The following is a 22,782-nucleotide window of genomic DNA, read 5'->3' as shown; positions in this document are numbered from 1 at the left end:
AAAGATGAATGATAGGAAAATTGAAGTTTATATAGGAAAGCTCAATGAGTTTTTAAAACAAGAACAACAAAACTTTCCAGACTTCCGTTCATTTAATCATTATAAAAAACAACAAATACAGAGTGTCAGAAATCGACTGATTGCAGAGAAACTCCAACTCACGTCAATGGAATTGGAGTTTGCCAAGCATGAACATGGTAAACCTTATTTATTGAATCACACTTTGCATTTTAATCACTCACATAGCCAACAATACTACGCTTTAGCCATGAGCGAACAAGTTAAAGATATTGGGGTAGATGCTGAGGAACTGGATCGAAATGTACGCTTAGATGCTTTAGCAAAACATGCCTTTCATCCCGATGAATATGAAACATGGCTAAGCTTAGAACAAGATAGAGAATATTGGTTCAAAGTCTGGACCACAAAAGAAGCCGTTTTAAAAGCTTCAGGATTAGGTATACGTTTAGATTTAAATACGTTAAATACTCAGGCACATTCTACCGATCATGGTGGAGTCTGTTCTCACCCACTTAATGGGACATTTGCTTATCAGAATTTTATTGTTGGCAATATGATATTAACCGTGGCATGGCGTTCAGAGTTATCTTGCCGTGGTTTTCAGTTTCCATCTATTCAGCTTCACTCACTTGATCTTTAATAATTTTAATAGCACACATAAAAAAACCGCGTATTACGCGGTTTTTTTATTAAAGGGGAAAGCTAAAATATTAAGCTTGACCTTCAACAGCAGCAGCTTGAGCACGTTGCATATTCGCTTCGAACTCTGCATCAAAGTTGATTGGAGTAAGAAGTAACTGTGGGAAGCTACCTTTAGTTACTAAATCATTTACAGCTTCACGTAAGAACGGGAACAAAATATTTGGGCAGTATGCGCCTAAAATATAAGGTAAACGCTCTTCTTCAATGTTGTCGATCAAGAAAATACCTGATTGAGTTACATCTACAATGAACGCTGTTTCGTTGTCGTTATCGGCTTGTACCACAACTTTTAAAGAAACTTCAAAGTGAGTCGGGTCAATCTTTTCTGCAGCAGAAGAAAGATTGATATTAAGTTCAGGTTGCCATTGTTTAGTAAAAACCTGCGCCCCTGGAACCTCAAAAGAAATATCTTTTGTATAAATACGCTCTAAAGCTAATTGTGGTTGAACTTGTTGTTCTTCGCTCATTGTTTTTTCCTTAATATGGATGCGATGTTAAGCCAATAATTCGTCGAGTTTACCTTCACGCTCTAAAGCATAAAGTTGGTCAAAACCACCGATAAACTGATCGTTAATGAAAATTTGTGGGACAGTACGATGATTTGTGCGTTGCATTAATTCAACACGTACTTCTGGTGCTTCAACAGAAAGATTTACTTCTTTATAAGCAACACCTTTACGCTCAAGTAACTGTTTAGCACGAACACAATACGGGCATACAGAAGTTGAGTAAACAATGACATTTGCAGCCATGATAATTCTCCTTAAGCTTTTGGTTTGCTTTTAACAAGAGGTAAGCCTTGTGCTTTCCAGTTACTAATACCACCATCAAGACGATAGCTATCGTGGTGAGCAACTTTTTGCAAAGCACTTCCAGCAACTTGCCCCAAGTTGCAAATAAATACCAGTGGACGGTCACTTGCTTTTAATTCGTCAGCATGACTTGCGATTTGGCTATACGGAATATTGCGACTGCCACTAATGTGACCTTCGCGGAAATCTTTGCTATCGCGTAAGTCAATCAAAAGAGCATTTTTCGCTTTCACTAAAATACCAAGCGACTGTGGAGAAATTTTACGACCATTACGTTGACCTTCAAAAATGAAGAACAACACGATCAAGACTCCGAGCGTACCAAACAAAATGGGGTGATTCCCCATAAACTCTAACCAGCGTTCCACAAGTCACCTAAAAAATTAAAAAACAAAATTGACCTAGAGTATAGCGTATATAGATGGTGATCAAAATCACCACTTCAAGGGCAAATAGGGCAGAAAATCAGTTTTTTTGCTGCGCTTCTTGAATCTCATCGATTAAACGCAAAAAGCTATCTAAACGTCGTGGCAAAATTTCACCCGCTTCAACGGCCTGTTTTAGCCCACAATTCTTTTCATGCGTATGTGTACAATTACGGAATTGGCAAGATCCTAGATGTGCGGCAATGTCAGGAAAGCCCATACGAATTTTTTCTAAATCGAGATGCCAAAGCCCAAACTCACGAATTCCCGGAGAATCAATTAAGGCACCATTTTTACCGAAGTTGATTAAGCGCGTAGAGGTTGTCGTGTGTTGTCCAAGTGCAGAGTTTTCAGAAATAACATTGGTTTTTTGCTCTGCATCTGGAATGAGCACATTAATTAAAGAGCTTTTTCCTACGCCTGATTGCCCTACAAATGCTACGGTTTCACCATCTAAACGCTCAGATAAAGCCGAGATATCTCCCTTCTTTGACTGACAAATCATCACCTCATAACCCAAGGTTTTATATTCTTCTAATAGGGTAAGAATTGGGTCATTTTCAGTGAGTAAATCAGACTTATTGAGGACCAAAAGAGCAGGAATATTTGCATCTGCACAAGCAACTAAATACCGATCGATTAGCGTTGGAGCTGGTTCAGGAAGCGGTGAAAATACAATCACAATCAAACTGATATTGGCGGCTACTGGTTTAACTTTGTGATAGCGGTCAGGGCGGGTAAGTAAAGATGTACGTGGGTGAATGGCTGTAATAATGCCTAAACCCGTATTTGGGTCAGCCTGCCATTTAACACGATCACCAGTTACAAGTAACTCAAGATTAGTTCGAGTATGGCAACGCCAAACACTATTGAGCTCGATCGGCTTCCAGAATGGTTCTGGTTCTCCTTCGGCAACTTGTGGTTTTTCTGGGTGATGCTCAGGTACAGAGAGGGCTTGTACTTCAAGTTGACGGCCATAATGTTGTACAACGAGTCCGTCTAGATCCTGTGAAGTATCGATCTCTTCTTGGCGAGTTTTATGCTGTTTTTCAATACGACGTTGCTGTTGTTCAGTTAAACGACGCTTACGAATTAAAGCCATTCATATCCCAAAAAAAACCATTGTTTGAAGACCGCAAAAATAGCATGAAGCAGCTATAGAATTACAGCGCGGAAGCAAGAAATTTGCTACTATTGATGTTTTTACGGCATTTTAGAACGTACATTCATGAGCAGTACTTTAAATACACGATTAATTTGGATTGATCTGGAAATGACCGGATTAGATACCGATAATGACCAAATTATTGAAATCGCAACAATTATTACAGATGATCATTTAAATGTACTTGCCGAAGGTCCAGTTTTGGCTATTCATCAACCTGATCGTATTTTAAATGCAATGGATGAATGGAACACTCGTCAACATGGGCAATCTGGTCTGATTGAACGAGTTCGTCGCAGTAAGTTAACAGCCCGTGATGCTGAGTTACAAACTTTAGAATTCCTAAAAAAATGGGTGAATCCAAAAGTTTCACCAATGTGCGGCAATTCAATCTGTCAGGATCGCCGTTTCTTACACCGTCTTATGCCTGAACTTGAGCAGTATTTCCATTATCGTAATCTTGATGTATCTACGGTAAAAGAACTTTCAAAGCGCTGGCGCCCTGAAATTATGAGTGGCCTGAAAAAGAATGCATCACATTTGGCAATGGATGATATTCGTGACTCAATTTCAGAGTTGAAATATTACCGTGAATATTTCTTTATTATGAATACTGATGGTAAAGATTGATTACGTTGTAGACGTGATATAAAAGGGAGGCTCATGCCTCCTTTTTTATTGCATAAAGGACATTGTTACAATAATGCCGATCGCCTGATTTGGCTTTCATATTCATTTTGCTTAAAATGATGTTTTAAATTTTTATTATAAAAAGAGAGCATTTATGCAAAGTAATAACCCGATACTGACGCGTGTTGAAACGGTCAGTGACTATAGTCAACCGATGACTGTGCAAGGTGCGATTCAAAAATCTGTTATGTTGACTGTCATTGCAGCTGCGGTGGGTGTCGCTTTATTTTTCTATGCAGCCTTTACTGCAAATGTTGGTATTGCTTACGCGGCTTCAATTGTAGGTGCAATTGGTGGTTTGGTTTTAGCTTTAGTTACAACCTTTAAACCAACGACTGCGCCAACCTTGGCAATCCCGTATGCCTTATTTGAAGGGGCTTTTTTAGGTGGTATTTCGTTTACTTTCCAGTTGAAATACCCAGGTGTTCCACTTCAGGCTTTATTAGCAACTTTCGTTACGACTTTGGTGATGTTTGGTTTATATAAATTCCAAATTATCCGCGCAACTGAAAAGTTTAAGTCAGTTGTAATCTCTGCATCTTTAGCGATCTTTATTGTATTTATTGTGCAGATGGTCATGCGTTTAGCATTTGGTTCAAGTGTTCCTTATATTTTTGAAAGTAACTGGTTAGGCATTGGTTTTGCTGCATTCGTCGCAGTCATTGCTTCGCTTAATCTGATTTTAGATTTTGATTTAATCGAAACTAATGCAGCATATCGTGCACCAAAATTCATGGAATGGTTGTGTGGTATCGCATTACTTGCAACTTTAGTGTGGATGTATATTTCTTTCTTACGCTTACTGGGCTTATTGTCTGACGACTAAGATTGAATTCATCTAGAAGTCGCTCCTCATCAGGAGCGATTTTTTTTCGTGCGATTTTTGAAAAAAGATGCATTATGCAATTTCGAAAACCGCCGAATATTGGCATTATGCTTGAAATTGTTTTGAGTGAGATCGGCATGACACAAGGACTTTTAGCAGGTAAGCGCTTTTTGATTGCAGGCGTTGCTAGTAAATTATCAATTGCTTTTGGTATTGCCCAAGCATTACACCGTGAAGGTGCAGAGCTTGCATTTACTTATCCAAACGAAAAATTAAAAAAACGTGTGGATGAATTTGCTGAGCAATTCGGTTCTAAGCTTGTGTTTCCATGTGATGTTGCTGTTGATGCTGAAATTGATAATGCATTTGCAGAACTTGCAAAACATTGGGACGGCGTAGACGGTGTTGTGCACTCAATTGGCTTTGCACCTGCACACACGCTTGATGGTGACTTCACTGACGTGACTGACCGTGACGGTTTTAAAGTTGCTCATGACATCAGTGCATACAGCTTTATTGCAATGGCTCGTGCTGCAAAACCTTTATTACAAGCTCGCCAAGGTTGTTTATTGACTTTGACTTACCAAGGTTCTGAGCGCGTTATGCCTAACTATAACGTTATGGGTATGGCAAAAGCTTCTTTAGAAGCTGGTGTTCGCTATTTAGCATCAAGCCTTGGTGTTGATGGTATCCGTGTAAACGCGATTTCTGCGGGCCCAATCCGTACTTTAGCTGCTTCTGGTATTAAATCTTTCCGTAAAATGTTAGATGCCAATGAAAAAGTTGCGCCATTAAAACGTAACGTAACGATTGAAGAAGTTGGTAACGCCGCATTATTCCTATGCTCACCTTGGGCTTCAGGTATTACTGGTGAAATTCTATATGTAGATGCTGGTTTCAATACTGTAGGTATGAGCCAATCTATGATGGATGATGAATAAGTTTTAAAATTTATTCAGCCATAAAAAAGCCGTAGTTGAAGGACTACGGCTTTTTTAATTGGTACAAGTTATTGCTGCAGTTCTTTTACAGGGGAACCACCTAAAGCTTGCATGAGGGTGACATACGCGTTGTATTGGCTTTGCTTGGTTTCAACGAGGCTTAAGCGAGCAGTACGTGTGGTTTGCTGTGCATCGAGAAGAGCCTTTAATGCAACAGCACCATAGCGATAACGGACTTCGGTTAAACGTTCAGTTTTTTCTGCAAGTTCAACATTACGTTCTTGTAACGCTACTTGTTTGTCGAGTTCGGTACGACTCGATAAAGCATTTTCGACATCAGCAAAAGCCTGATAAAGCGTTTGACGATATTGAATAATCGCTTTTTCATAATCCAGATTACTAATCGCGATATCTTTCTTCATATCGTTATATTGCAAAAATGGTAAGCTTAAACTTGCACCAAGCGTGAGAGCAGGGTTACGTAATAACTCCGTTAACGATGTGCTGCTTGAGCCTAGACTGCTGGTTAAGCTAATCGAAGGGTAGTAGCTCGCCTTAGTAGCATCTTTAGTTGCTAATGCTTTTCTTAAGCGGAGCTCACTTGCTTGCAAATCAGGTCGGCGCGATAAAATGTCGGCAGGTAAGCCAGCACCAATTGCAGGTAGAGCAGTGCGTGGTAAACGCTTTGGCTCTTGAATGTTTAATTGCTGCAATGGTTCATGCAATAGCACTGCAATAGCCGTACGTGTTTCAACCAGTTGTTGTTCAATCTGGCTTAAACTCGCTTTCTGGCTTTGTACTGATTGTTCTGCTTGAGTCAGATCTACACCTGAAACGGCACCAGCTTTATATTGAATCTGTACTAAGTCATAAAGCTTTTGAGAGGTTGCTAGACTTTGCTGGGCAGTTGTGTAGCGCTCATTTAAATAACCGAGTTGCCAATAGAGTTTGGCAGTGGTTGCAATTAAACTTTGCCCCGTGGCTTGTAAGTCTTGTTCTGTCGCTAAAGCTTCCCATTTACTTGCTTCGGTTTGGCGGGCAAGCTTGCCAAACAAATCAAGCTCATAGCTTACCCCAGCACTCATGGAAAGACCTTTAGCACTGTCATCTCCCGAATTTAAATCGAAAGAATGTCCTGTAGAAACACTAGAGCTCGTTCGCAAGCCTTGTTTGTTAGCGGTTAAGTCAGCTTGTAGACGGGCTTGCTTTAAGGTAATACCAGCAACAGCCAAATCGCTATTACGTTCTAATACGTTGTTTACGAGTTGGTTGAGCTGTGCGTCGTTAAAAAGCGTCCACCAACGATCAGAGTATTGATCGGCAGACATGGTTTTTGTTTTTGTTGTGTCATACTGAAAACTACCCGGAACTTGTACCGCAGGCGTTTCATAAGGTGTTTTTACTACAGCTGCACATCCTACAAGAGAACCTGTGAGAAGAAGTGCTGTGCTGAGTTTAGTCATAGAGAAAGACATGCAATTTTCCTTATTCTCGAGATAGTGCGGCAACAGGGTCAAGCTTCGCGGCATTCTTGGCTGGTAAGAAACCAAAAACGACCCCAATCAGTGTTGAACAGACAAAGGCTGCAATAATTGAGGTGCTTGAATAAGCCACACTAAAGTTACCACCAGCAAATTTATTAATAAGTTGCCCAAGGCCAAGCGATAGTAAGACGCCAAGCACACCACCAATTAAACACACCAAAATTGCTTCAATCAGGAATTGCTGCAAAATATCACTTTGACGCGCACCTACGGCCATACGTACACCAATTTCTTGAGTACGTTCAGTCACCGAAACCAACATAATATTCATTACCCCGATACCACCAACGACCAATGAAATTACGGCAATTGCTGAAACCAGAAGGGTCATTGTGCTAGTTGTTTTCTCAATGGTTTGACGGATACTGTCACTGTTCATAGTGAAAATATCTTGTGCACCATGGCGCTGTGTTAATAAATTTACAATCGCATTTTCTGCGGCAGCAGTTGAATATTTGTCATTAATACGAACCACGATATTACGGACATGGGTTTGCCCCAGCATACGGCTCATCACGGTTGTATAAGGCATATAGACATTTAAAGTGTCATCTGAGCCCATGCCACTCGTTTGCGGTTCTACAATGCCAATAATACGAGCTGGTACACTACCGAGTAACACTACTTGACCGATAGGGTTGGTACCGTCACTAAAGAACTGTTTTTGAGTATTGGTATCAATGACTACATCCTGTGAGCGATCACGAACACTACGTTGATCAAAAGTTTGTCCATCTTTAAAGACCAAACCTTTCACATCGAAATAATCGTTACTCACACCATTAATGGTCGCGTTAGCTTCATTTTGTTGATAACGCATGGTTTTGGATGTGCTGACGATTGGGCTTACTGCACTGACATACGGTTGAGTCATTAACGCATCGGCATCGGCAGGGACCAAGGTTTTAAAACTTGCAGTTTTAGAGTTGTCACCAAAACCACGGCCCTGAAACACGGTAATTGTATTTGTTCCCAGACTGCTAATATTGCTTAAAATTTGCTGTTGAGAGCCTTTACCTAGCGCGACAACCGTAACAACCGATGCAATACCAATAATGATCCCAAGCATGGTTAAAAAAGTACGCATGCGGTGGGCATTCATAGACAGTAAAGCCATTTGAAAGGCTTCAGATAAACGGTCTAAAGTAGAACGCCATGCAGAAATACTTTTGCCTTTCTTCTGTTTACCTTGCAAAGCAGGCGCCGCATCAGGATCAGTCTTGATTGGTTCGGCTGCTTGATCTGGGACATTAGGACGGTCACTAATAATTTCTCCATCACTAATCTCGATAATACGAGTCGCATTTTTTGCAACTTGCATATCATGGGTGACTAAAATAATAGTGTGACCTGCAGCATTGAGTTCACGCAAGATACGCATCACCTCAACACCACTATGAGAGTCGAGTGCCCCCGTCGGTTCATCTGCCAGAATAACGTCACCGCCATTCATCAGCGCACGGGCAATAGAAACACGTTGCTGCTGACCACCAGAGAGCTGGCTTGGTCTATTAAGTGTTTTAGTGCCTAACCCTAATTCGGTCAGTAAAGCCGTTGCACGTTGTTTACGCTCAGAAGGCGTAACACCTGCATAAACAGCTGGAACTTCAACGTTACCCTCAGCAGATAAATCACCCAGTAAATGGTAGCGCTGGAAAATAAAACCAAAATATTCACGACGTAGTCGAGCGAGTTGATCTGGCTCAAGTTTACCTGTTTCTTGTCCATTGACTTTGTAACTACCACTCGTAGGTCGGTCCAAACAACCCAGAATATTCATGAGGGTCGATTTACCAGAACCCGACTGGCCGACAATGGCAACCAGTTCACCTTCATAAATGGTCAGATCAATGCCTTTTAAAATTTGTATCGTGCTTTCGCCAGCAGGGAATTCCCGGACTAGATTGCTGACTTCAAGCAAAGCTTGTTTTGTCATGCTTACATTCCCATTGGGCCACTACGGCGACGGTTATTACTACTATTTGCTGATGCAGCAGAAGTATCGGCACTATCGGCAATGACAACTTGATCACCTTGTTTTAAGCCCGCAAGAACTTGCGCATTTACACGGTTGTTAATGCCAACCAAAATTTGAGTTGGTTTAGTTGTGCCATCAGCTTGTAATACGCGTACAACACTTAACGTCAATTTACCTTGTTCAACCAGTTGTTTTTGTTCAGCAGTCAAGTTTAGGCGTTGTAGACGAGCTCCGTTTCCTTGAGATTTTTTAGCTGCTTCAGGTGAAGAACTTGATTTATCAGAGGATTGACCTGATTTTCTTTGACCTGAAAATTGTTTAGAACTCAGTGCTGATGATGGAACGAGTAGAGCATTTTTAGCTGAATTTAATACGATATAAACTTGTGCAGTCATATCAATACGCAATTTACCATCGGTATTTGGCACATCGAATAAGGCATTGTAGTAAACAGCCGAACTGGTTGTTGAGCTTGTTGTACTTGTTGATTCGCTAGAAATTGAGTCAGGAGCAGGCTCAATTTGACGTAAAGTTGCGTAGCGTTTAGTTTCATCACCTAAGGTTGTAAAGTAAACTTGTTGTCCTTTTTCAACTTTCATAATGTCAGCTTCACTGACTTGTGCCTTAATCGTCATGTTTTGTAATTTTGCAATTTTGACGATTGTTGGTGCGCTTTGGTTTGCGTTTACGGTTTGGCCTTCTTCAGTCACAATCGCGACAACCGTTCCATCAGTTGGAGCAACAATACGTGTGTAACCAATGTTGGTTTGTGCCGTAGATTTTGTCACTTTTGCAGATTCAATCTGTGCATCTAATGCTTTAATTTGCGCCTGAGCTGTTTTATAGCTTGCCTCAGCCGATTCTAAATCTGCACGAGGCGTTGCATCTTGCGCATACATTTGTTGCTGACGGCGGTATTCAAGTTGTTTTTCGTTTAAAGAAGCAACTTGTTGAAGGCGCTGCGCTTCTAAATTTTTAATATTCGCATCAGAAGTTTTTAAACTATTTTCTTGGGTGGTTGAGTCAATTTGTGCGATAAGTTGACCTTGTTTCACTTGATCGCCCAACTGTACATACATCTTTTTGACCTGACCAGATACCTGTGCACCCACACTAATCAGTTTGGTTGCATCAAGTGTACCTGTTGCAAGGACATTATTTTCAATATCTCCGCGTGTTACCTCAGCTGTAATATATTGAGGCTGCTGCTCTTTAGGCTTTAAAAATTTCCAAGCTAATACAGCAATAACTGCTATACAGAGGATAATAATAACAAGTTTGATTGGCTTTATTTTTGGCATGGTGAGAGGTCGAAAAGTTTAAAATTTAATTTAGTATAAAAGCGAAATGAGGATAAAACGTGAATTTTTATTATATTTCAAGAATGAAGAAAAATGATTCCGCCGAATTATTGTATAAATAGCGTTTTACCACATAATTCAGCAATGGCCTGCTGCATCAAATGTTGGGCATTTTCATTCGACATTCCTTTAATTGCCGCATCAACTTGCAATAGAAGGGTAGACCAGCCTAAAAACTGTTGAGGATTTAATCTTCTTAAAGCTTGTTGATATAAACCAACCTTTGTTTTCCAGATACCAAGTTGTAATGCATTATGAGGCTGCTCAAATAATTGCATCAATAAACGCATTTCTTTACTTAAAGTCCATAAAATTAGACTTTCTGGTTCGCCAGCAGCAATTAAATATTGAAAAATTTTAATGGATTGAGCGAGATTACCTTCTAATAGCGCGTCGCTTAAATCGTAAGTGGTATAACGAGATTGATCTTGTAGACAAGCATATAACTGTTCAATTTGAATCAGTTGTTGGTCTGGAAAAGTATCTCTTACACGCATCAAGCTATTCTTAGCTGCGAGCAAATTATGTTCATGATGCTGCATGAGCCATTGCCAGGCATCATTATCGAGTTGAATTTCAAGTTTCTCTGCTTCGGCAGATAAAATTCTTTGGCGGTCTTGCGGATAGTTTGCCGTTAGGGCAACAACAACACCATTTGCTTCCACAACTTGGAAAAAAGCAGACTTTAAGCTACTACTATCTTGCTTAGGTAAAACAATTAAAAGCAGGTTAGTTTCATTATGTTGAATATAGCTTTTAAGCTGTTTTAGTCCATTTGCGTCAGGCTTTATATTGCCATGCACTTCAATGGCAAGCTGCTGAGAAAATAAAGATAAGCTGTTAAGAGCGTTAAAAACATTCTTCCAGTCGCTCACGCTACTAATATCATAGCGCTGTCTTTCAACTTCTTGTTGTTGCCAACTTTTACGAAAAGCATCTAATAAATTTTGTTCCAGTAAAGGTTCTTGGCCATGTAAAATCCACGCACCCCGTGCTTCCGGAATGCGTTTTAAGGCTTGTAAATAGTCAATTTTCATTGCTGGTAAAAATAAAGATTAAGGCTGAGCTTTTGGTAAACGGTTTGCTGAAATCTGACGAGTAATTTGCTGTGCAATGTCATCGATCACAATACGTTGCAAATAAGATTCTTGCTGATTTTCGGTGTTAACCGTTGCAAGATCATATTGGTAACTACGAGATGCAGTTAATGAACGTGGTTCAGTAATTTTATTACCCTGACGGTCTTCAATCTGGAAGGTTACGGTTAAGCGTAATAATACTTCCGTTAGTTTTCCATTTAAAAGCTGACGACGTGGTGTGTACTCTAAAACACGGAGTACGTAGGCATCATTATCATTGCTGAATTGAACACCATTTGCAGCTAAATAAACTTTTAACTGGGTTTCTAAATCATCAGTTTTAGCTGGTAACTCAAGGCTTAATTTTTTATAAACAAGCGGAGTTGCAGTCGGGTTGGTTCCTTTTAAATGAAATCCACACCCGACTAAGCCTGCACTAAGGCCTAAGGTCAAAACAACAGCGGCTAAACGTTTGGCAAAGTGCATGCTTGATCCTCTCATTAATAACTTTAATTAAACCACGAGGTTAACTAATTTATTTGGAACCACAATTTCTTTCTTTGTTGGTCCTGTTAAGAATTGTTGAACTTCTGGAAGAGCTTTAGCTTGAGCTAATAGATCTTCTTTAGAAATATCAACCGAAACTTCAAGTTTACCGCGAAGTTTACCGTTAACCTGTACAACAATCGTTTGTGTATTACGAGTTAATGCAGAAGCATCGACTTCAGGGAATGTCGCTTCTGTTACATCTGTACCAAACTGAGCCAATAATGTTTGACTTAAATGTGGTGCAAATGGAGCAAGTAAAGTTAACAGTGTGGTGATCGCTTCACGTTCTACAGCAACGTCATTATCATCTTTTGCTTCAAACTTGTTGCTCGCATTTAACAATTCCATCAAAGCAGCAATCGCAGTATTGAATGCATGACGACGTTCGATATCATCACTTACTTTTTGAATAGTTTCGTGTGTTTTGCGACGTAAATCTTGAGCGTCTTTAGACAAGTTAGCTGCATCAATCGTAGAAGCTTGGTTGCCCTTTTCAAGGAAGCTCGCTACAAGGCGCCACACACGTTTTAAGAAACGGTTTGCACCTTCAACACCTGCATCAGACCATTCTAAAGATTGATCTGGTGGAGCAGCGAACATCATAAATACACGTGCTGTATCTGCGCCGTATTGATCAATAATCGCTTGTGGGTCGATACCGTTGTTTTTCGACTTAGACATTTTTTCTTGTCCGCCGATCACAACTTCTTGACCGTCACCTGAATATTTTGCAGAAAGAATACGACCTTTTTCATCGCGTTCTAATTCGATATCAGCAGGGTTAAACCAAGTCTTCTTACCATTTTCTGCTTCACGATAGAATGTATCCGCAAGCACCATGCCTTGAGTTAACAAGTTGGTAAATGGTTCATTACCTTGTACTACACCTTCATCACGCATTAATTTGTGGAAGAAACGTGCATAAAGTAAGTGAAGAATCGCGTGTTCAACACCACCAATATATTGGTTTACAGGAAGCCAGTTTTGAGCAGCTTCAGGTTTCACCATTCCGCCAGTGAAGTCTGGAGACGCATAGCGTGCGTAGTACCAAGATGACTCTACAAATGTATCCAATGTATCTGTTTCACGGCGTGCATCGCCACCACAACAAGGACATTTCGTTTCATAGAATTCAGGCATTTTATTAAGCGGGTTACCTGAACCATCTGGAACAACGTCAGTTGGTAATACAACTGGAAGCTGGTCTTCTGGAACTGTGACTTGACCACAAGTATCACAGTTAATCATTGGAATTGGACAACCCCAGTAACGTTGACGAGAAACACCCCAGTCACGTAAACGGAATTGAACTTTAGAATTTGCTAAACCTTGTGGTTCTAATTTTGCAAGGAATGCATCAAATGCAGCTTGGAATTCTAAACCATCAAACTCACCAGAGTTAACAAGTTTACCTTCTTTAGAACCGTACCATTCTTGCCACTCAATTGCAGAGTAGTCTGCATCGTCACCGCCTTTGGCATCAATTACTTGCTTAATAGGCAAGTTGAACTTGTTGGCAAATTCGAAGTCACGTTCGTCATGCGCTGGTACAGCCATCACTGCGCCAGAACCGTAAGACATTAATACGTAGTTTGCGATCCAGACAGGAAGCTCTTCACCAGTTACAGGATGCTTTACAAACAAACCTGTCGCCATGCCTTTTTTCTCGGCTGTTGCCAAGTCCGCTTCTGCAACTGAACCCATGCGGCACTCTTCAATGAATGCAGCCAATTCAGGGTTCTTTTCAGCCGCTTTAAGCGCAAGAGGGTGTTCTGCTGCAACGGCAACATATGTCACGCCCATAAGCGTGTCAGCACGTGTTGTATAAACAGTTAAGCCATCAGCATAAATTTCGGTATTGGCAGATGGGAAAGTAATTTCCATGCCTGTAGAGCGACCAATCCAGTTACGTTGCATGGTCAACACTTGTTGAGGCCAGCCGTCTTGTAGGGTGTCTAGGTCGTCTAATAATTCTTGTGCATAGTCAGTAATACGGAAGTAGTACATTGGAATATCGCGTTTTTCAACCAATGCACCAGAACGCCATCCGCGACCATTTTCAACTTGTTCGTTTGCTAAAACAGTTTGGTCAACTGGATCCCAGTTTACTGTTGAAAGTTTACGGTAGATCAGGCCTTTTTTATAAAGCTGAACAAATAACCATTGTTCCCAGTGATAATACTCTGGTGTACAAGTTGCAAATTCACGATCCCAATCTACAGATAGACCTAATTTTTTTAATTGGTCACGCATGTACGCAATGTTTTCAAATGTCCATTTTGCCGGAGCAACTTTATGGGCAATTGCTGCGTTTTCCGCAGGTAAACCGAATGCATCCCAACCCATAGGTTGTAATACAGTTTCACCTTTTAAACGGTAAAAACGGCTAATCACATCGCCAATTGTATAGTTACGCACATGCCCCATATGCAGCTTGCCGCTTGGGTAAGGAAACATCGACAGGATGTAACGATGTTTACCTTCGACAGTGTCGGCAACTTTAAAGACTTTACGATTTTCCCAATCTTGTTGAACTGATGGTTCAATCGTGTTTGCTTGATATTCGGGGTCAATGTGAGAAATAGTCATAGACGTAAGCTATACAACAAAAATTGATATTAAAGATTGTTGCACAGCATAGCGCAAAATCGACAAAAATGCAGTTTTGGGATGGATTTATTTTCCGTTAAAAATTAAACAAGAATAAACCTGAAAAAAGCGGGGTAGTCATAAAAAAAGAAAAGTGGAAAAATCAAATAAGATGAAAAAATAGTCAGTTAAAAAATAATCATAGAAAAGTGTTTCTTTAATCTTGACTTTAGTGAATTAAACAACAAAAATGCTTCCTTTAGTTTTATATGCGATTATTTGATCACCCTTCGAATAACCGTCATGTTTTGTAATAGACATTCTCTCTAGCCGAGAGATTGATTTTACTTAAAGTATGTATATCCAGACATGCTTTATTAATGTTAAAAAAGCTTATACGGCTGAAAAACAGAAATTTTTCTATTGCAACGAAAACTAGACAATATGTGTGCTATAACAGTGCAGACAATTCAATGAATGAAACACTATTTGTGCCTTCCATAAATAGTGATAAAGATTTTTAGGGTGAATCACGTTGGAACTTTTATCTGGTGGTGAAATGCTCGTTCGTGCTCTTGCGGACGAAGGCGTTGAACATGTTTTTGGTTATCCAGGCGGCGCTGTATTACATATTTATGATGCGCTATTTCAACAAGACAAAATTAATCATTACCTCGTACGTCATGAACAAGCTGCTGGTCATATGGCAGATGCTTACTCGCGTGCTACAGGTAAGACTGGCGTAGTACTGGTCACTTCTGGACCTGGCGCAACTAATACTGTGACTCCAATTGCAACAGCTTATATGGACTCAATCCCAATGGTGATTTTGTCTGGCCAGGTTGCATCACATCTTATTGGTGAAGACGCTTTCCAAGAAACTGATATGGTAGGTATTTCACGTCCTATCGTGAAACACAGCTTCCAAGTTCGTCATGCAAGCGAAATTCCTGCAATTATCAAAAAAGCATTTTATATCGCAGCAAGTGGTCGCCCTGGTCCAGTTGTAGTCGATATTCCTAAAGATGCAACAAATCCTGCAGAAAAATTTGCATACGAATATCCTGAAAAAGTGAAGATGCGTTCTTATCAGCCACCTTCACGTGGTCATTCTGGCCAAATTCGTAAAGCAATTGATGAGCTTTTAAGTGCAAAACGCCCTGTAATTTATACGGGTGGTGGTGTTGTTCAAGGTAATGCATCAGCATTATTGACTGAACTCGCACATTTACTAGGTTATCCAGTAACTAACACACTTATGGGCCTTGGTGGCTTCCCTGGTGATGATCCACAATTCGTGGGTATGTTAGGTATGCACGGTACTTATGAAGCAAATATGGCGATGCATAATGCTGACGTCATTCTTGCAATTGGTGCGCGTTTTGATGACCGAGTAACCAATAACCCAGCAAAATTCTGTGTGAATGCTAAAGTTATTCATATTGATATTGATCCGGCGAGCATTTCAAAAACAATTATGGCGCACATTCCAATTGTAGGGGCAGTTGAGCCTGTACTTCAGGAAATGTTGACGCAATTGAAACAATTAAATGTGTCTAAGCCAAACCCTGAAGCAATTGCTGCGTGGTGGGATCAAATTAATGAATGGCGTAAAGTTCATGGTTTAAAGTTTGAAACCCCGACCGATGGCACAATGAAGCCACAGCAAGTTGTTGAAGCTTTATATAAAGTCACTAACGGTGACGCCATCATCACTTCAGATGTGGGCCAACACCAAATGTTTGGTGCGTTGTATTACAAATACAAACGTCCACGTCAATGGATTAACTCAGGCGGATTGGGCACCATGGGCGTAGGTTTACCTTATGCAATGGCTGCGAAGCTCGCTTTCCCAGATCAACAAGTTGTTTGTATTACTGGTGAAGCTTCAATTCAAATGTGTATTCAAGAGCTTTCAACGTGTAAGCAATATGGCATGAATGTGAAGATCTTGTGCTTGAATAACCGTGCTTTAGGTATGGTGAAGCAGTGGCAAGATATGAACTATGAGGGCCGTCACTCAAGCTCATACGTTGAATCATTGCCTGATTTTGGCAAGTTAATGGAAGCTTATGGTCACGTTGGTATCCAGATTGATCATGCTAATGAACTAGAGTCGAAGCTTGCTGAAGCAATGGCGATTAATGATAAATGTGTATTCATTAATGTCATGGTTGATCGCACGGAACATGTTTATCCAATGCTGATCGCAGGTCAGTCTATGAAGGATATGTGGTTAGGTAAAGGGGAGCGTACATAATGAGACATATTATTTCTGTACTCGTTGAAAACGAAGCTGGTGCGCTTTCTCGCCTTGTTGGTTTATTTAGCCAACGTGGATATAACATTGAAACACTGAATGTTGCGCCAACCGAAGACCCAACTTTGTCACGCTTAACATTAACAACTTATGGTGATGACCATAAGATTGAACAGATTACAAAGCAGCTCAATAAACTTGTTGAAGTTGTAAAAGTAGTTGATTTATCAGAAGGTTCACACATTGAGCGTGAACTGATGCTGATTAAAGTAAAAGCGTTAGGTGCTTCACGTGCTGAAATTAAGCGAACGGCGGATATTTTCCGTGCGCAGATTGTAGACGTGACACCAACTACCTATACCATTCAAATAGCAGGGACAACTGAAAAATTAGATGGTTTTATCGATGCGCTTGCAGAAAACACTATTCTAGAAGTCGTTCGTTCAGGTGTATCTGGTATCGCCCGTGGCGAAAAAGTATTAGCCATTTAATTTTTTAAAAAGTATTTTAGCGGAGAACACAAATGCAAATTTTTTACGATAAAGACTGTGACTTATCAATCATCCAAGGCAAGAAAGTAGCGATTATTGGTTACGGTTCTCAAGGTCATGCTCATGCACTTAACCTTAAAGACTCAGGCGTAGACGTAACTGTAGGTTTACGTGCAGATTCAGCTTCTTGGAAGAAAGCTGAAAATGCAGGTCTTAAAGTTGCAGAAGTTCCTGCTGCTGTTAAGCAAGCTGACCTCGTAATGATTTTGACTCCAGATGAATTCCAATCACAACTTTACCGTGACGTGATTGAGCCAAACATCAAAGAAGGCGCGACTCTTGCATTTGCTCATGGTTTCTCTGTTCTTTACAACCAAGTTGTTCCACGTAAAGATTTAGACGTAATCATGGTTGCTCCAAAAGCACCTGGTCACACTGTACGTTCAGAGTTCCAACGTGGTTCAGGTGTTCCTGACCTAATCGCAATTCACCAAGATGCTTCTGGTAATGCACGTAACGTTGCTCTTTCTTATGCTTCTGGCGTAGGCGGCGGCCGTACAGGTATTATCGAAACTTCATTCCGTGAAGAAACTGAAACTGACTTATTCGGTGAGCAAGCAGTTCTTTGTGGTGGTGCGGTTGAATTAGTGAAAATGGGCTTCGAAACTTTAGTTGAAGCTGGTTATGCACCAGAAATGGCTTACTTCGAATGTTTACACGAACTTAAATTGATCGTTGACTTAATGTTCGAGGGTGGTATCGCTGACATGAACTACTCAGTATCTAACAATGCTGAGTACGGCGAATATGTAACTGGTGTTGAAGTAATCAACGAACAATCTCGTGAAGCAATGCGTAATGCATTGAAACGTATTCAATCTGGTGAGTACGCTAAGATGTTCATTCAAGAAGGTGCGTTAAACTACCCATCTATGACTGCTCGTCGTCGTCAAAATGCTGCACATGGTATTGAAGTAACTGGTAATAAGTTGCGTGCAATGATGCCATGGATTCAAGCAAACAAAATCGTAGACAAAGAAAAGAACTAATTTTCTTTATCTAACGCTTTAAAAGAACCCTGCTTTAAGCAGGGTTCTTTATTTATACTATTTTATTTGAATGCGAAAATTGCGATTAGGTCAACTTGACTAGATTAAATAAATTCTATATTTTTCATATAATTGGCTGCTTAATTTTTATTTACTTTATTGATTTATAAAGTAAAAAATACTTGACCAAAAGATAGATAATGTTATTGTTTATAACTGACTGAATAAGTCAAATTTACTAAAATTTCTTTAACATGTTTAATTGTATTTTGGGCAATGAGTTGAACAAAATAAAAAAAAGTATTGAATAATCATGGAAGTCCAATATGGGTCATGTTGATTACGATAGCACATTGATCGTCGGCTCTTTTATTGCAGCTGGCTTCATTTGTTATATTGTAATTTCCATGGAGCAGCTAATATTCAAGCAAGTCTATAAGAAATTTGAGTCCTTAATTTTATTTATTAATGGATTGCTACTCGCCTTAGCAATTAGCATCGTCCATATTGTTGGTATACAAGCTTATCATCTGTTTGATACTGCTCACTCTAATATTCCTTTAATTGCAATTTCTTATGCCATTAGTGCATTGTTATCTTGCATTGCGATGTGGTTGACTTCGCGTTTTACGCTCCCTTTATTTAGACTCATTTTGAGCTCGATTATTATGGGAATCGGAATTTCAGCTTCATATTACATTAGCATGTTGGGCTGGAATATTAATGTTTATAAAAAAGATTACACTTCGTTTTTACTTTTATTTTCTGTATTAATTGCAATGAGTGGTTCAGGGCTAGCGTTTTTACTCGCCTATAAATTAAAAGACACTGAACGATATCGCTTAACTTTAAAAATCGCATTTTCGGTTATGATGACCTTAAGTATTATGGGGATGCACTACACAGCGCTTATTGCGACGAATATTACTGATAAATTTATTAGCCAATATCAGGCTGAGCATGACTTATTATTATTTACAATTATTCTAGTCACCTGTTTGGTACTCGTAGCAAGTTTTATTGTTGCAATGTTAGAGCAACGCCTTACTCAACAGAATTTAGAGCTGCGTAAGGCAAATAAAGAATTAGCTAACCTATCTATACAAGACAATTTAACCAAATTACCTAACCGCCTTTATTTAGTGGATTATGCTGAAGTATTACTTTCAGATCATCGATACAAAGACCAGAAAATTGCTTTCTTATATATTGATTTAGACCGATTTAAATCGGTGAATGATGCATTTGGACATCATGTGGGTGATCAATTACTTATTCAGATGGCGAACCGCTTACATTGGCAACTCAATGAGAAGTGCAAACTACTTAGAATTGGCGGTGATGAGTTTTTACTTATTGCTGAAAATACAAATGCCGATGAAGCAGTTATTTTGGCTGAGAAAGTTTTACAGCTGATTCAAGAGAGTTATCAGATTTCTGGTAAAGAAATTAATATCTCTGCAAGCTTAGGAGTGGCACTATTTCCTGAGCATGGACAAAATGTTCAGGACTTACTCATGAACGCTGATGCCGCGATGCTCATGTCTAAAGAACAAGGCCGAAATACTTACACCATCTTTAGTTATTCAACCCACCAACAAGAAACGAGAAGTCAGTCAAAACTGATCAATGATCTTTATAAGGCCGTAGAAGAAAAGCAGTTCATCCTATATTACCAACCAAAATTTAATACGAATCTTGAGGTCTGTGGTGTTGAAGCATTAATCCGTTGGAATCATCCAGCTTTAGGAATACTCACACCGCATATGTTTATAGAAGGTGCAGAAAAAACGGGTTTGATCATTCCAATGGGATATTGGGCACTTGAGCAAGCTTGCCTGCAAATTCAAGAGTGGGAACGCAGTAACACCCCATTTTATCCAGTCGCAGTGAATTTATCGGCCTTACAGTTTGAAAATAAAAAATTATTTAGTACGCTCGAAGCATTGTTAAAAAAATATCAAATTCAACCCCATCACTTAATTGTTGAGATTACTGAATCAACAGCAATGCGGCATATTGATTTAAGTATTCGAGCTTGTGAGCGACTACGTGATATGGGCATTCGAGTCGCAATTGATGATTTTGGAACAGGCCATTCAAGCTTTTTATATTTAAAAGATTTACCTTTAGATGAATTGAAAATTGATCGTGGTTTTATCGTTGACTTAAAACCAGGCTCAAAAGAAGAAGTTATATTAGAAAGTATAATACATTTAGCTAAAAAGTTAGGTTTAACCGTAACAGCGGAAGGGGTGGAAACTCAACAGCAAGTTGAAATTTTAACCCGTTTAGGTTGTCAGCAATTTCAGGGGTATTTATTAGGAATGCCTGTTCACGTCGATCAACTGATTGAATCTCAAGGTGCTCACTTCGCTTAATCTTTTCTATATCGATTTTTAAACCTAATATTTCCTTTTAATTTTATCTTTAAAGAACAATTAATTAAAATAAATTTATCTTCTAAAAAACACCTATATATTTGTAGTAGTGAATAGTATTAGCTTCTCAGTTAGTTGAGTATTTTACATATAATAATTTATGAATATATACTGCGAGTATAAAGTATTACTAACAAATTGATGTTTATATTTTATAGAATATAAGGAGTAAAAAGAATTATTATAAAATATTGTGAAGTTTATATAATAATTGGAATTAATGAGGATGAAGCTAAATAGAAATATTAATTTTTAAGGTTTGGATAAATTTTGGGTGGAGTTGGAGATTAGACTCCACCGAATTAAAAAATACTTTTTATCTTTATTAAAATATAACTATTTAATTAATTTATAAATTAAATAGTTGCATACTCTCGAACTGTTTCTAATTCAATAATTTTGTTTATATAAGACCACGTTTGTTCTGGATTAATCTTTCCTTTATTTATAGTGCCATCAATAATGATTCCATCTACAATGTTAAGAAAGAGCCCTGTTAGGATTTTTGTGTTTTCTACTTCTAACTCTGAAAGAGCTGAGAAAACTAATGAGTAAATCCACTCCCGATACTCATTAATTTGATGCTTAATAGAAGGGTACAATTGCATGACTTCTATTGTCGCTTTTTTAAATAAGCAGCCATTAAAGTCATCTGTATTAATCCAATCGATATACCAATTAAATATCTTTTTTAATTTAATCAATGGGTTGTTGGTATTTTTTATTTTTTCCAATATTGAATATTGGATCTCTAAATTTCTTTTATAAAGACATTCTTCAATTAAGGCTTCTTTAGAAGAAAAGTATTTATAAAAAGTCATTTTTGCAACATTTGACTCAGCAATAATGCGATCAACACCAATAGAAGGCAGAGTAAAACTTGAAGTGCGACATAAACCACCTAATTAATTTAAAGGGTTTATGGAGTATATAAAATTGTCATACCATCATCTTAACTTTGAAGATCGTACTGCATTAATGCTTGAGTCAAGAAAAGAAGGCTTTTCAGCCAGAAAATTTGCTGAACTCATTAAAAGACATCCTAGTACGATCTATCGTGAGCTTAAAAGAAATAGCATCAATGACGTTTATCAAGCTCGATATGCTTCTGATAACACCTTCGCTAGACGTAGACGTGGTCACAGAAAACTCAAAATCGATTCAATCCTCTGGAAATTTATTGTTGAAGCGATCCGTTGTTTATGGTCTCCTCAGCAAATAGCAAAGCGTTTAAAGACATTTCCTGATTTGGATCAAACAATGAATGTAAGCCATACAACGATTTATTCAACGATACGAGCATTACCCAAGGGTGAGTTGAAAAAAGACTTATTATCCTGTCTGCGTCATGAAAATAAAAAGCGAAAAGCTAACGGTGAACCTAAAAAAGATTCTATATTACAGGATATTAAAACTATTCATGAGCGCCCAGCCGAAGTTCAAGAAAGAAAAATACCGGGTCATTGGGAAGCTGATTTAATTAAAGGTAAAGACAATAAAAGTTCGATAGCAACACTTATTGAACGAAATACACGGCTCTGTATCTTGGCAACATTACCTGATGCAAAGGCAGAATCAGTGCGCAAGGCTTTAACTGAAGCTCTGAAATATTTACCTGCAGAACTGCGTAAAACGTTGACCTATGACCGTGGACGCGAGATGTCAGAACATAAAATACTCGAAGAAGATTTAGGCATAGATGTATATTTCTGTGACCCACATTCACCTTGGCAAAAAGGCACATGCGAAAATATGAATGGTTTAATTAGGCAATATTTACCTAAAGGGATTGATTTAAATCAGGCAGATCAGCATTATTTAAATCAAGTTGCCATGTCACTGAATACTCGTCCTAGAAA

At 39.0% G+C, this 22,782-nt stretch carries 19 protein-coding genes and 1 pseudogene; 9 read left to right on the top strand and 11 right to left on the bottom strand.

Going from position 1 to position 22,782, the window contains the following annotated elements:
• The first annotated feature begins 4 nt into the window (after positions 1-4).
• Positions 5-661: a 4'-phosphopantetheinyl transferase family protein gene (locus MKL51_RS11245; RefSeq protein ID WP_017482040.1), complete on the top strand. Its 657-nt coding sequence runs from the start codon at positions 5-7 to the stop codon at positions 659-661.
• A gap of 70 nt (positions 662-731) precedes the next feature.
• Here the strand turns inward: MKL51_RS11245 and secB are convergent, their stop codons facing one another.
• The 4 genes from secB to rsgA form a co-directional block, all read right to left on the bottom strand.
• Complete coding sequence (secB, locus tag MKL51_RS11240; RefSeq protein ID WP_002115005.1) at positions 732-1,190, bottom strand: protein-export chaperone SecB; 459 nt, start codon at positions 1,188-1,190, stop codon at positions 732-734.
• Between the two features lie 27 nt (positions 1,191-1,217).
• Complete coding sequence (gene grxC, locus MKL51_RS11235; protein WP_002114715.1) at positions 1,218-1,475, bottom strand: glutaredoxin 3; 258 nt, start codon at positions 1,473-1,475, stop codon at positions 1,218-1,220.
• Positions 1,476-1,486: 11 nt separating this feature from the next.
• Positions 1,487-1,903, bottom strand: a complete 417-nt coding sequence (locus tag MKL51_RS11230) for a rhodanese-like domain-containing protein (RefSeq protein WP_000443006.1) — start codon at positions 1,901-1,903, stop codon at positions 1,487-1,489.
• A gap of 97 nt (positions 1,904-2,000) precedes the next feature.
• Positions 2,001-3,062 carry a ribosome small subunit-dependent GTPase A gene (rsgA, locus tag MKL51_RS11225; protein WP_005066188.1) on the bottom strand — a complete coding sequence of 354 codons (1,062 nt, stop codon included), beginning with the start codon at positions 3,060-3,062 and terminating at the stop codon, positions 2,001-2,003.
• Between the two features lie 126 nt (positions 3,063-3,188).
• Here rsgA and orn point away from each other — a divergent pair, with 126 nt between their 5' ends.
• From orn to MKL51_RS11210, 3 genes are all read left to right on the top strand, one after another.
• Positions 3,189-3,755, top strand: coding sequence for an oligoribonuclease (orn, locus tag MKL51_RS11220; RefSeq protein WP_000099436.1), 567 nt, complete (start codon positions 3,189-3,191; stop codon positions 3,753-3,755).
• A gap of 154 nt (positions 3,756-3,909) precedes the next feature.
• Positions 3,910-4,641: a Bax inhibitor-1/YccA family protein gene (locus tag MKL51_RS11215; RefSeq protein ID WP_017385754.1), complete on the top strand. Its 732-nt coding sequence runs from the start codon at positions 3,910-3,912 to the stop codon at positions 4,639-4,641.
• Between the two features lie 137 nt (positions 4,642-4,778).
• Positions 4,779-5,582 carry an enoyl-ACP reductase FabI gene (locus tag MKL51_RS11210; protein ID WP_023274323.1) on the top strand — a complete coding sequence of 268 codons (804 nt, stop codon included), beginning with the start codon at positions 4,779-4,781 and terminating at the stop codon, positions 5,580-5,582.
• A gap of 68 nt (positions 5,583-5,650) precedes the next feature.
• On the opposite strand, the gene MKL51_RS11205 is transcribed toward MKL51_RS11210, so the two are convergent.
• The 6 genes from MKL51_RS11205 to leuS form a co-directional block, all read right to left on the bottom strand.
• Positions 5,651-7,045: an efflux transporter outer membrane subunit gene (locus MKL51_RS11205; protein ID WP_080612982.1), complete on the bottom strand. Its 1,395-nt coding sequence runs from the start codon at positions 7,043-7,045 to the stop codon at positions 5,651-5,653.
• A 22-nt stretch (positions 7,046-7,067) separates the two neighbouring features.
• The gene (locus tag MKL51_RS11200; RefSeq protein ID WP_017385757.1) at positions 7,068-9,062 is read right to left on the bottom strand and encodes a MacB family efflux pump subunit; all 1,995 of its coding nucleotides are present in this window, start codon (positions 9,060-9,062) and stop codon (positions 7,068-7,070) included.
• A 2-nt stretch (positions 9,063-9,064) separates the two neighbouring features.
• Entirely contained in the window at positions 9,065-10,405 is a 1,341-nt protein-coding gene (locus MKL51_RS11195; protein WP_017482042.1) for a MacA family efflux pump subunit, read from the bottom strand.
• 107 nt (positions 10,406-10,512) lie between these two features.
• Entirely contained in the window at positions 10,513-11,502 is a 990-nt protein-coding gene (gene holA / locus MKL51_RS11190; RefSeq protein ID WP_017398822.1) for a DNA polymerase III subunit delta, read from the bottom strand.
• Between the two features lie 18 nt (positions 11,503-11,520).
• The gene (locus MKL51_RS11185; RefSeq protein WP_002115142.1) at positions 11,521-12,030 is read right to left on the bottom strand and encodes an LPS-assembly lipoprotein LptE; all 510 of its coding nucleotides are present in this window, start codon (positions 12,028-12,030) and stop codon (positions 11,521-11,523) included.
• 27 nt (positions 12,031-12,057) lie between these two features.
• Positions 12,058-14,682, bottom strand: a complete 2,625-nt coding sequence (gene leuS / locus MKL51_RS11180; RefSeq protein ID WP_017482043.1) for a leucine--tRNA ligase — start codon at positions 14,680-14,682, stop codon at positions 12,058-12,060.
• Positions 14,683-15,217: 535 nt separating this feature from the next.
• Between leuS and MKL51_RS11175 the strand changes: the two genes are divergently transcribed.
• The 4 genes from MKL51_RS11175 to MKL51_RS11160 all read left to right on the top strand — a co-directional run bounded on the left by MKL51_RS11175 (position 15,218) and on the right by MKL51_RS11160 (position 20,863).
• Positions 15,218-16,942 carry an acetolactate synthase 3 large subunit gene (locus tag MKL51_RS11175; RefSeq protein WP_017482044.1) on the top strand — a complete coding sequence of 575 codons (1,725 nt, stop codon included), beginning with the start codon at positions 15,218-15,220 and terminating at the stop codon, positions 16,940-16,942.
• Complete coding sequence (gene ilvN, locus MKL51_RS11170) at positions 16,942-17,433, top strand: acetolactate synthase small subunit (protein WP_002114824.1); 492 nt, start codon at positions 16,942-16,944, stop codon at positions 17,431-17,433. Before MKL51_RS11175 ends, ilvN begins: the two co-directional genes overlap by 1 nt.
• Before the next feature lie 32 nt (positions 17,434-17,465).
• Positions 17,466-18,482 carry a ketol-acid reductoisomerase gene (gene ilvC, locus MKL51_RS11165; RefSeq protein ID WP_002115094.1) on the top strand — a complete coding sequence of 339 codons (1,017 nt, stop codon included), beginning with the start codon at positions 17,466-17,468 and terminating at the stop codon, positions 18,480-18,482.
• Between the two features lie 326 nt (positions 18,483-18,808).
• Positions 18,809-20,863, top strand: a complete 2,055-nt coding sequence (locus MKL51_RS11160) for a bifunctional diguanylate cyclase/phosphodiesterase (RefSeq protein ID WP_107908858.1) — start codon at positions 18,809-18,811, stop codon at positions 20,861-20,863.
• Positions 20,864-21,279: 416 nt separating this feature from the next.
• Here the strand turns inward: MKL51_RS11160 and MKL51_RS11155 are convergent.
• Positions 21,280-21,789 (bottom strand): annotated as a pseudogene (locus tag MKL51_RS11155) (TetR/AcrR family transcriptional regulator); the annotation flags it as partial.
• 55 nt (positions 21,790-21,844) lie between these two features.
• Between MKL51_RS11155 and MKL51_RS11150 the strand changes: the two are divergent.
• A partial coding sequence (locus MKL51_RS11150) for an IS30-like element ISAba125 family transposase (RefSeq protein ID WP_079396101.1) occupies positions 21,845-22,782 on the top strand: 938 nt, incomplete at its 3' end.

Origin of the sequence: Acinetobacter sp. AOR18_HL (assembly GCF_027855145.1) — a bacterium.
GTDB lineage: Bacteria > Pseudomonadota > Gammaproteobacteria > Pseudomonadales > Moraxellaceae > Acinetobacter > Acinetobacter pittii.
Note: the sequence above shows the minus strand (reverse complement) of the source record. Positions and strands in the feature narration are given on the sequence as shown.

Bases quoted from the DNA above. Each gene is read 5' to 3' on its own strand.
- rsgA (WP_005066188.1), bottom strand. From the start codon at position 3,062: ATGGCTTTAATTCGTAAGCGTCGTTTAACTGAACAACAGCAACGTCGT.
- MKL51_RS11160 (WP_107908858.1), top strand. From the start codon at position 18,809: ATGGGTCATGTTGATTACGATAGCACATTGATCGTCGGCTCTTTTATT.
- MKL51_RS11210 (WP_023274323.1), top strand. From the start codon at position 4,779: ATGACACAAGGACTTTTAGCAGGTAAGCGCTTTTTGATTGCAGGCGTT.
- ilvC (WP_002115094.1), top strand. From the start codon at position 17,466: ATGCAAATTTTTTACGATAAAGACTGTGACTTATCAATCATCCAAGGC.
- holA (WP_017398822.1), bottom strand. From the start codon at position 11,502: ATGAAAATTGACTATTTACAAGCCTTAAAACGCATTCCGGAAGCACGG.
- grxC (WP_002114715.1), bottom strand. From the start codon at position 1,475: ATGGCTGCAAATGTCATTGTTTACTCAACTTCTGTATGCCCGTATTGT.
- orn (WP_000099436.1), top strand. From the start codon at position 3,189: ATGAGCAGTACTTTAAATACACGATTAATTTGGATTGATCTGGAAATG.
- MKL51_RS11195 (WP_017482042.1), bottom strand. From the start codon at position 10,405: ATGCCAAAAATAAAGCCAATCAAACTTGTTATTATTATCCTCTGTATA.
- MKL51_RS11215 (WP_017385754.1), top strand. From the start codon at position 3,910: ATGCAAAGTAATAACCCGATACTGACGCGTGTTGAAACGGTCAGTGAC.
- secB (WP_002115005.1), bottom strand. From the start codon at position 1,190: ATGAGCGAAGAACAACAAGTTCAACCACAATTAGCTTTAGAGCGTATT.
- MKL51_RS11185 (WP_002115142.1), bottom strand. From the start codon at position 12,030: ATGCACTTTGCCAAACGTTTAGCCGCTGTTGTTTTGACCTTAGGCCTT.
- MKL51_RS11245 (WP_017482040.1), top strand. From the start codon at position 5: ATGAATGATAGGAAAATTGAAGTTTATATAGGAAAGCTCAATGAGTTT.
- ilvN (WP_002114824.1), top strand. From the start codon at position 16,942: ATGAGACATATTATTTCTGTACTCGTTGAAAACGAAGCTGGTGCGCTT.
- leuS (WP_017482043.1), bottom strand. From the start codon at position 14,682: ATGACTATTTCTCACATTGACCCCGAATATCAAGCAAACACGATTGAA.
- MKL51_RS11205 (WP_080612982.1), bottom strand. From the start codon at position 7,045: ATGACTAAACTCAGCACAGCACTTCTTCTCACAGGTTCTCTTGTAGGA.
- MKL51_RS11200 (WP_017385757.1), bottom strand. From the start codon at position 9,062: ATGACAAAACAAGCTTTGCTTGAAGTCAGCAATCTAGTCCGGGAATTC.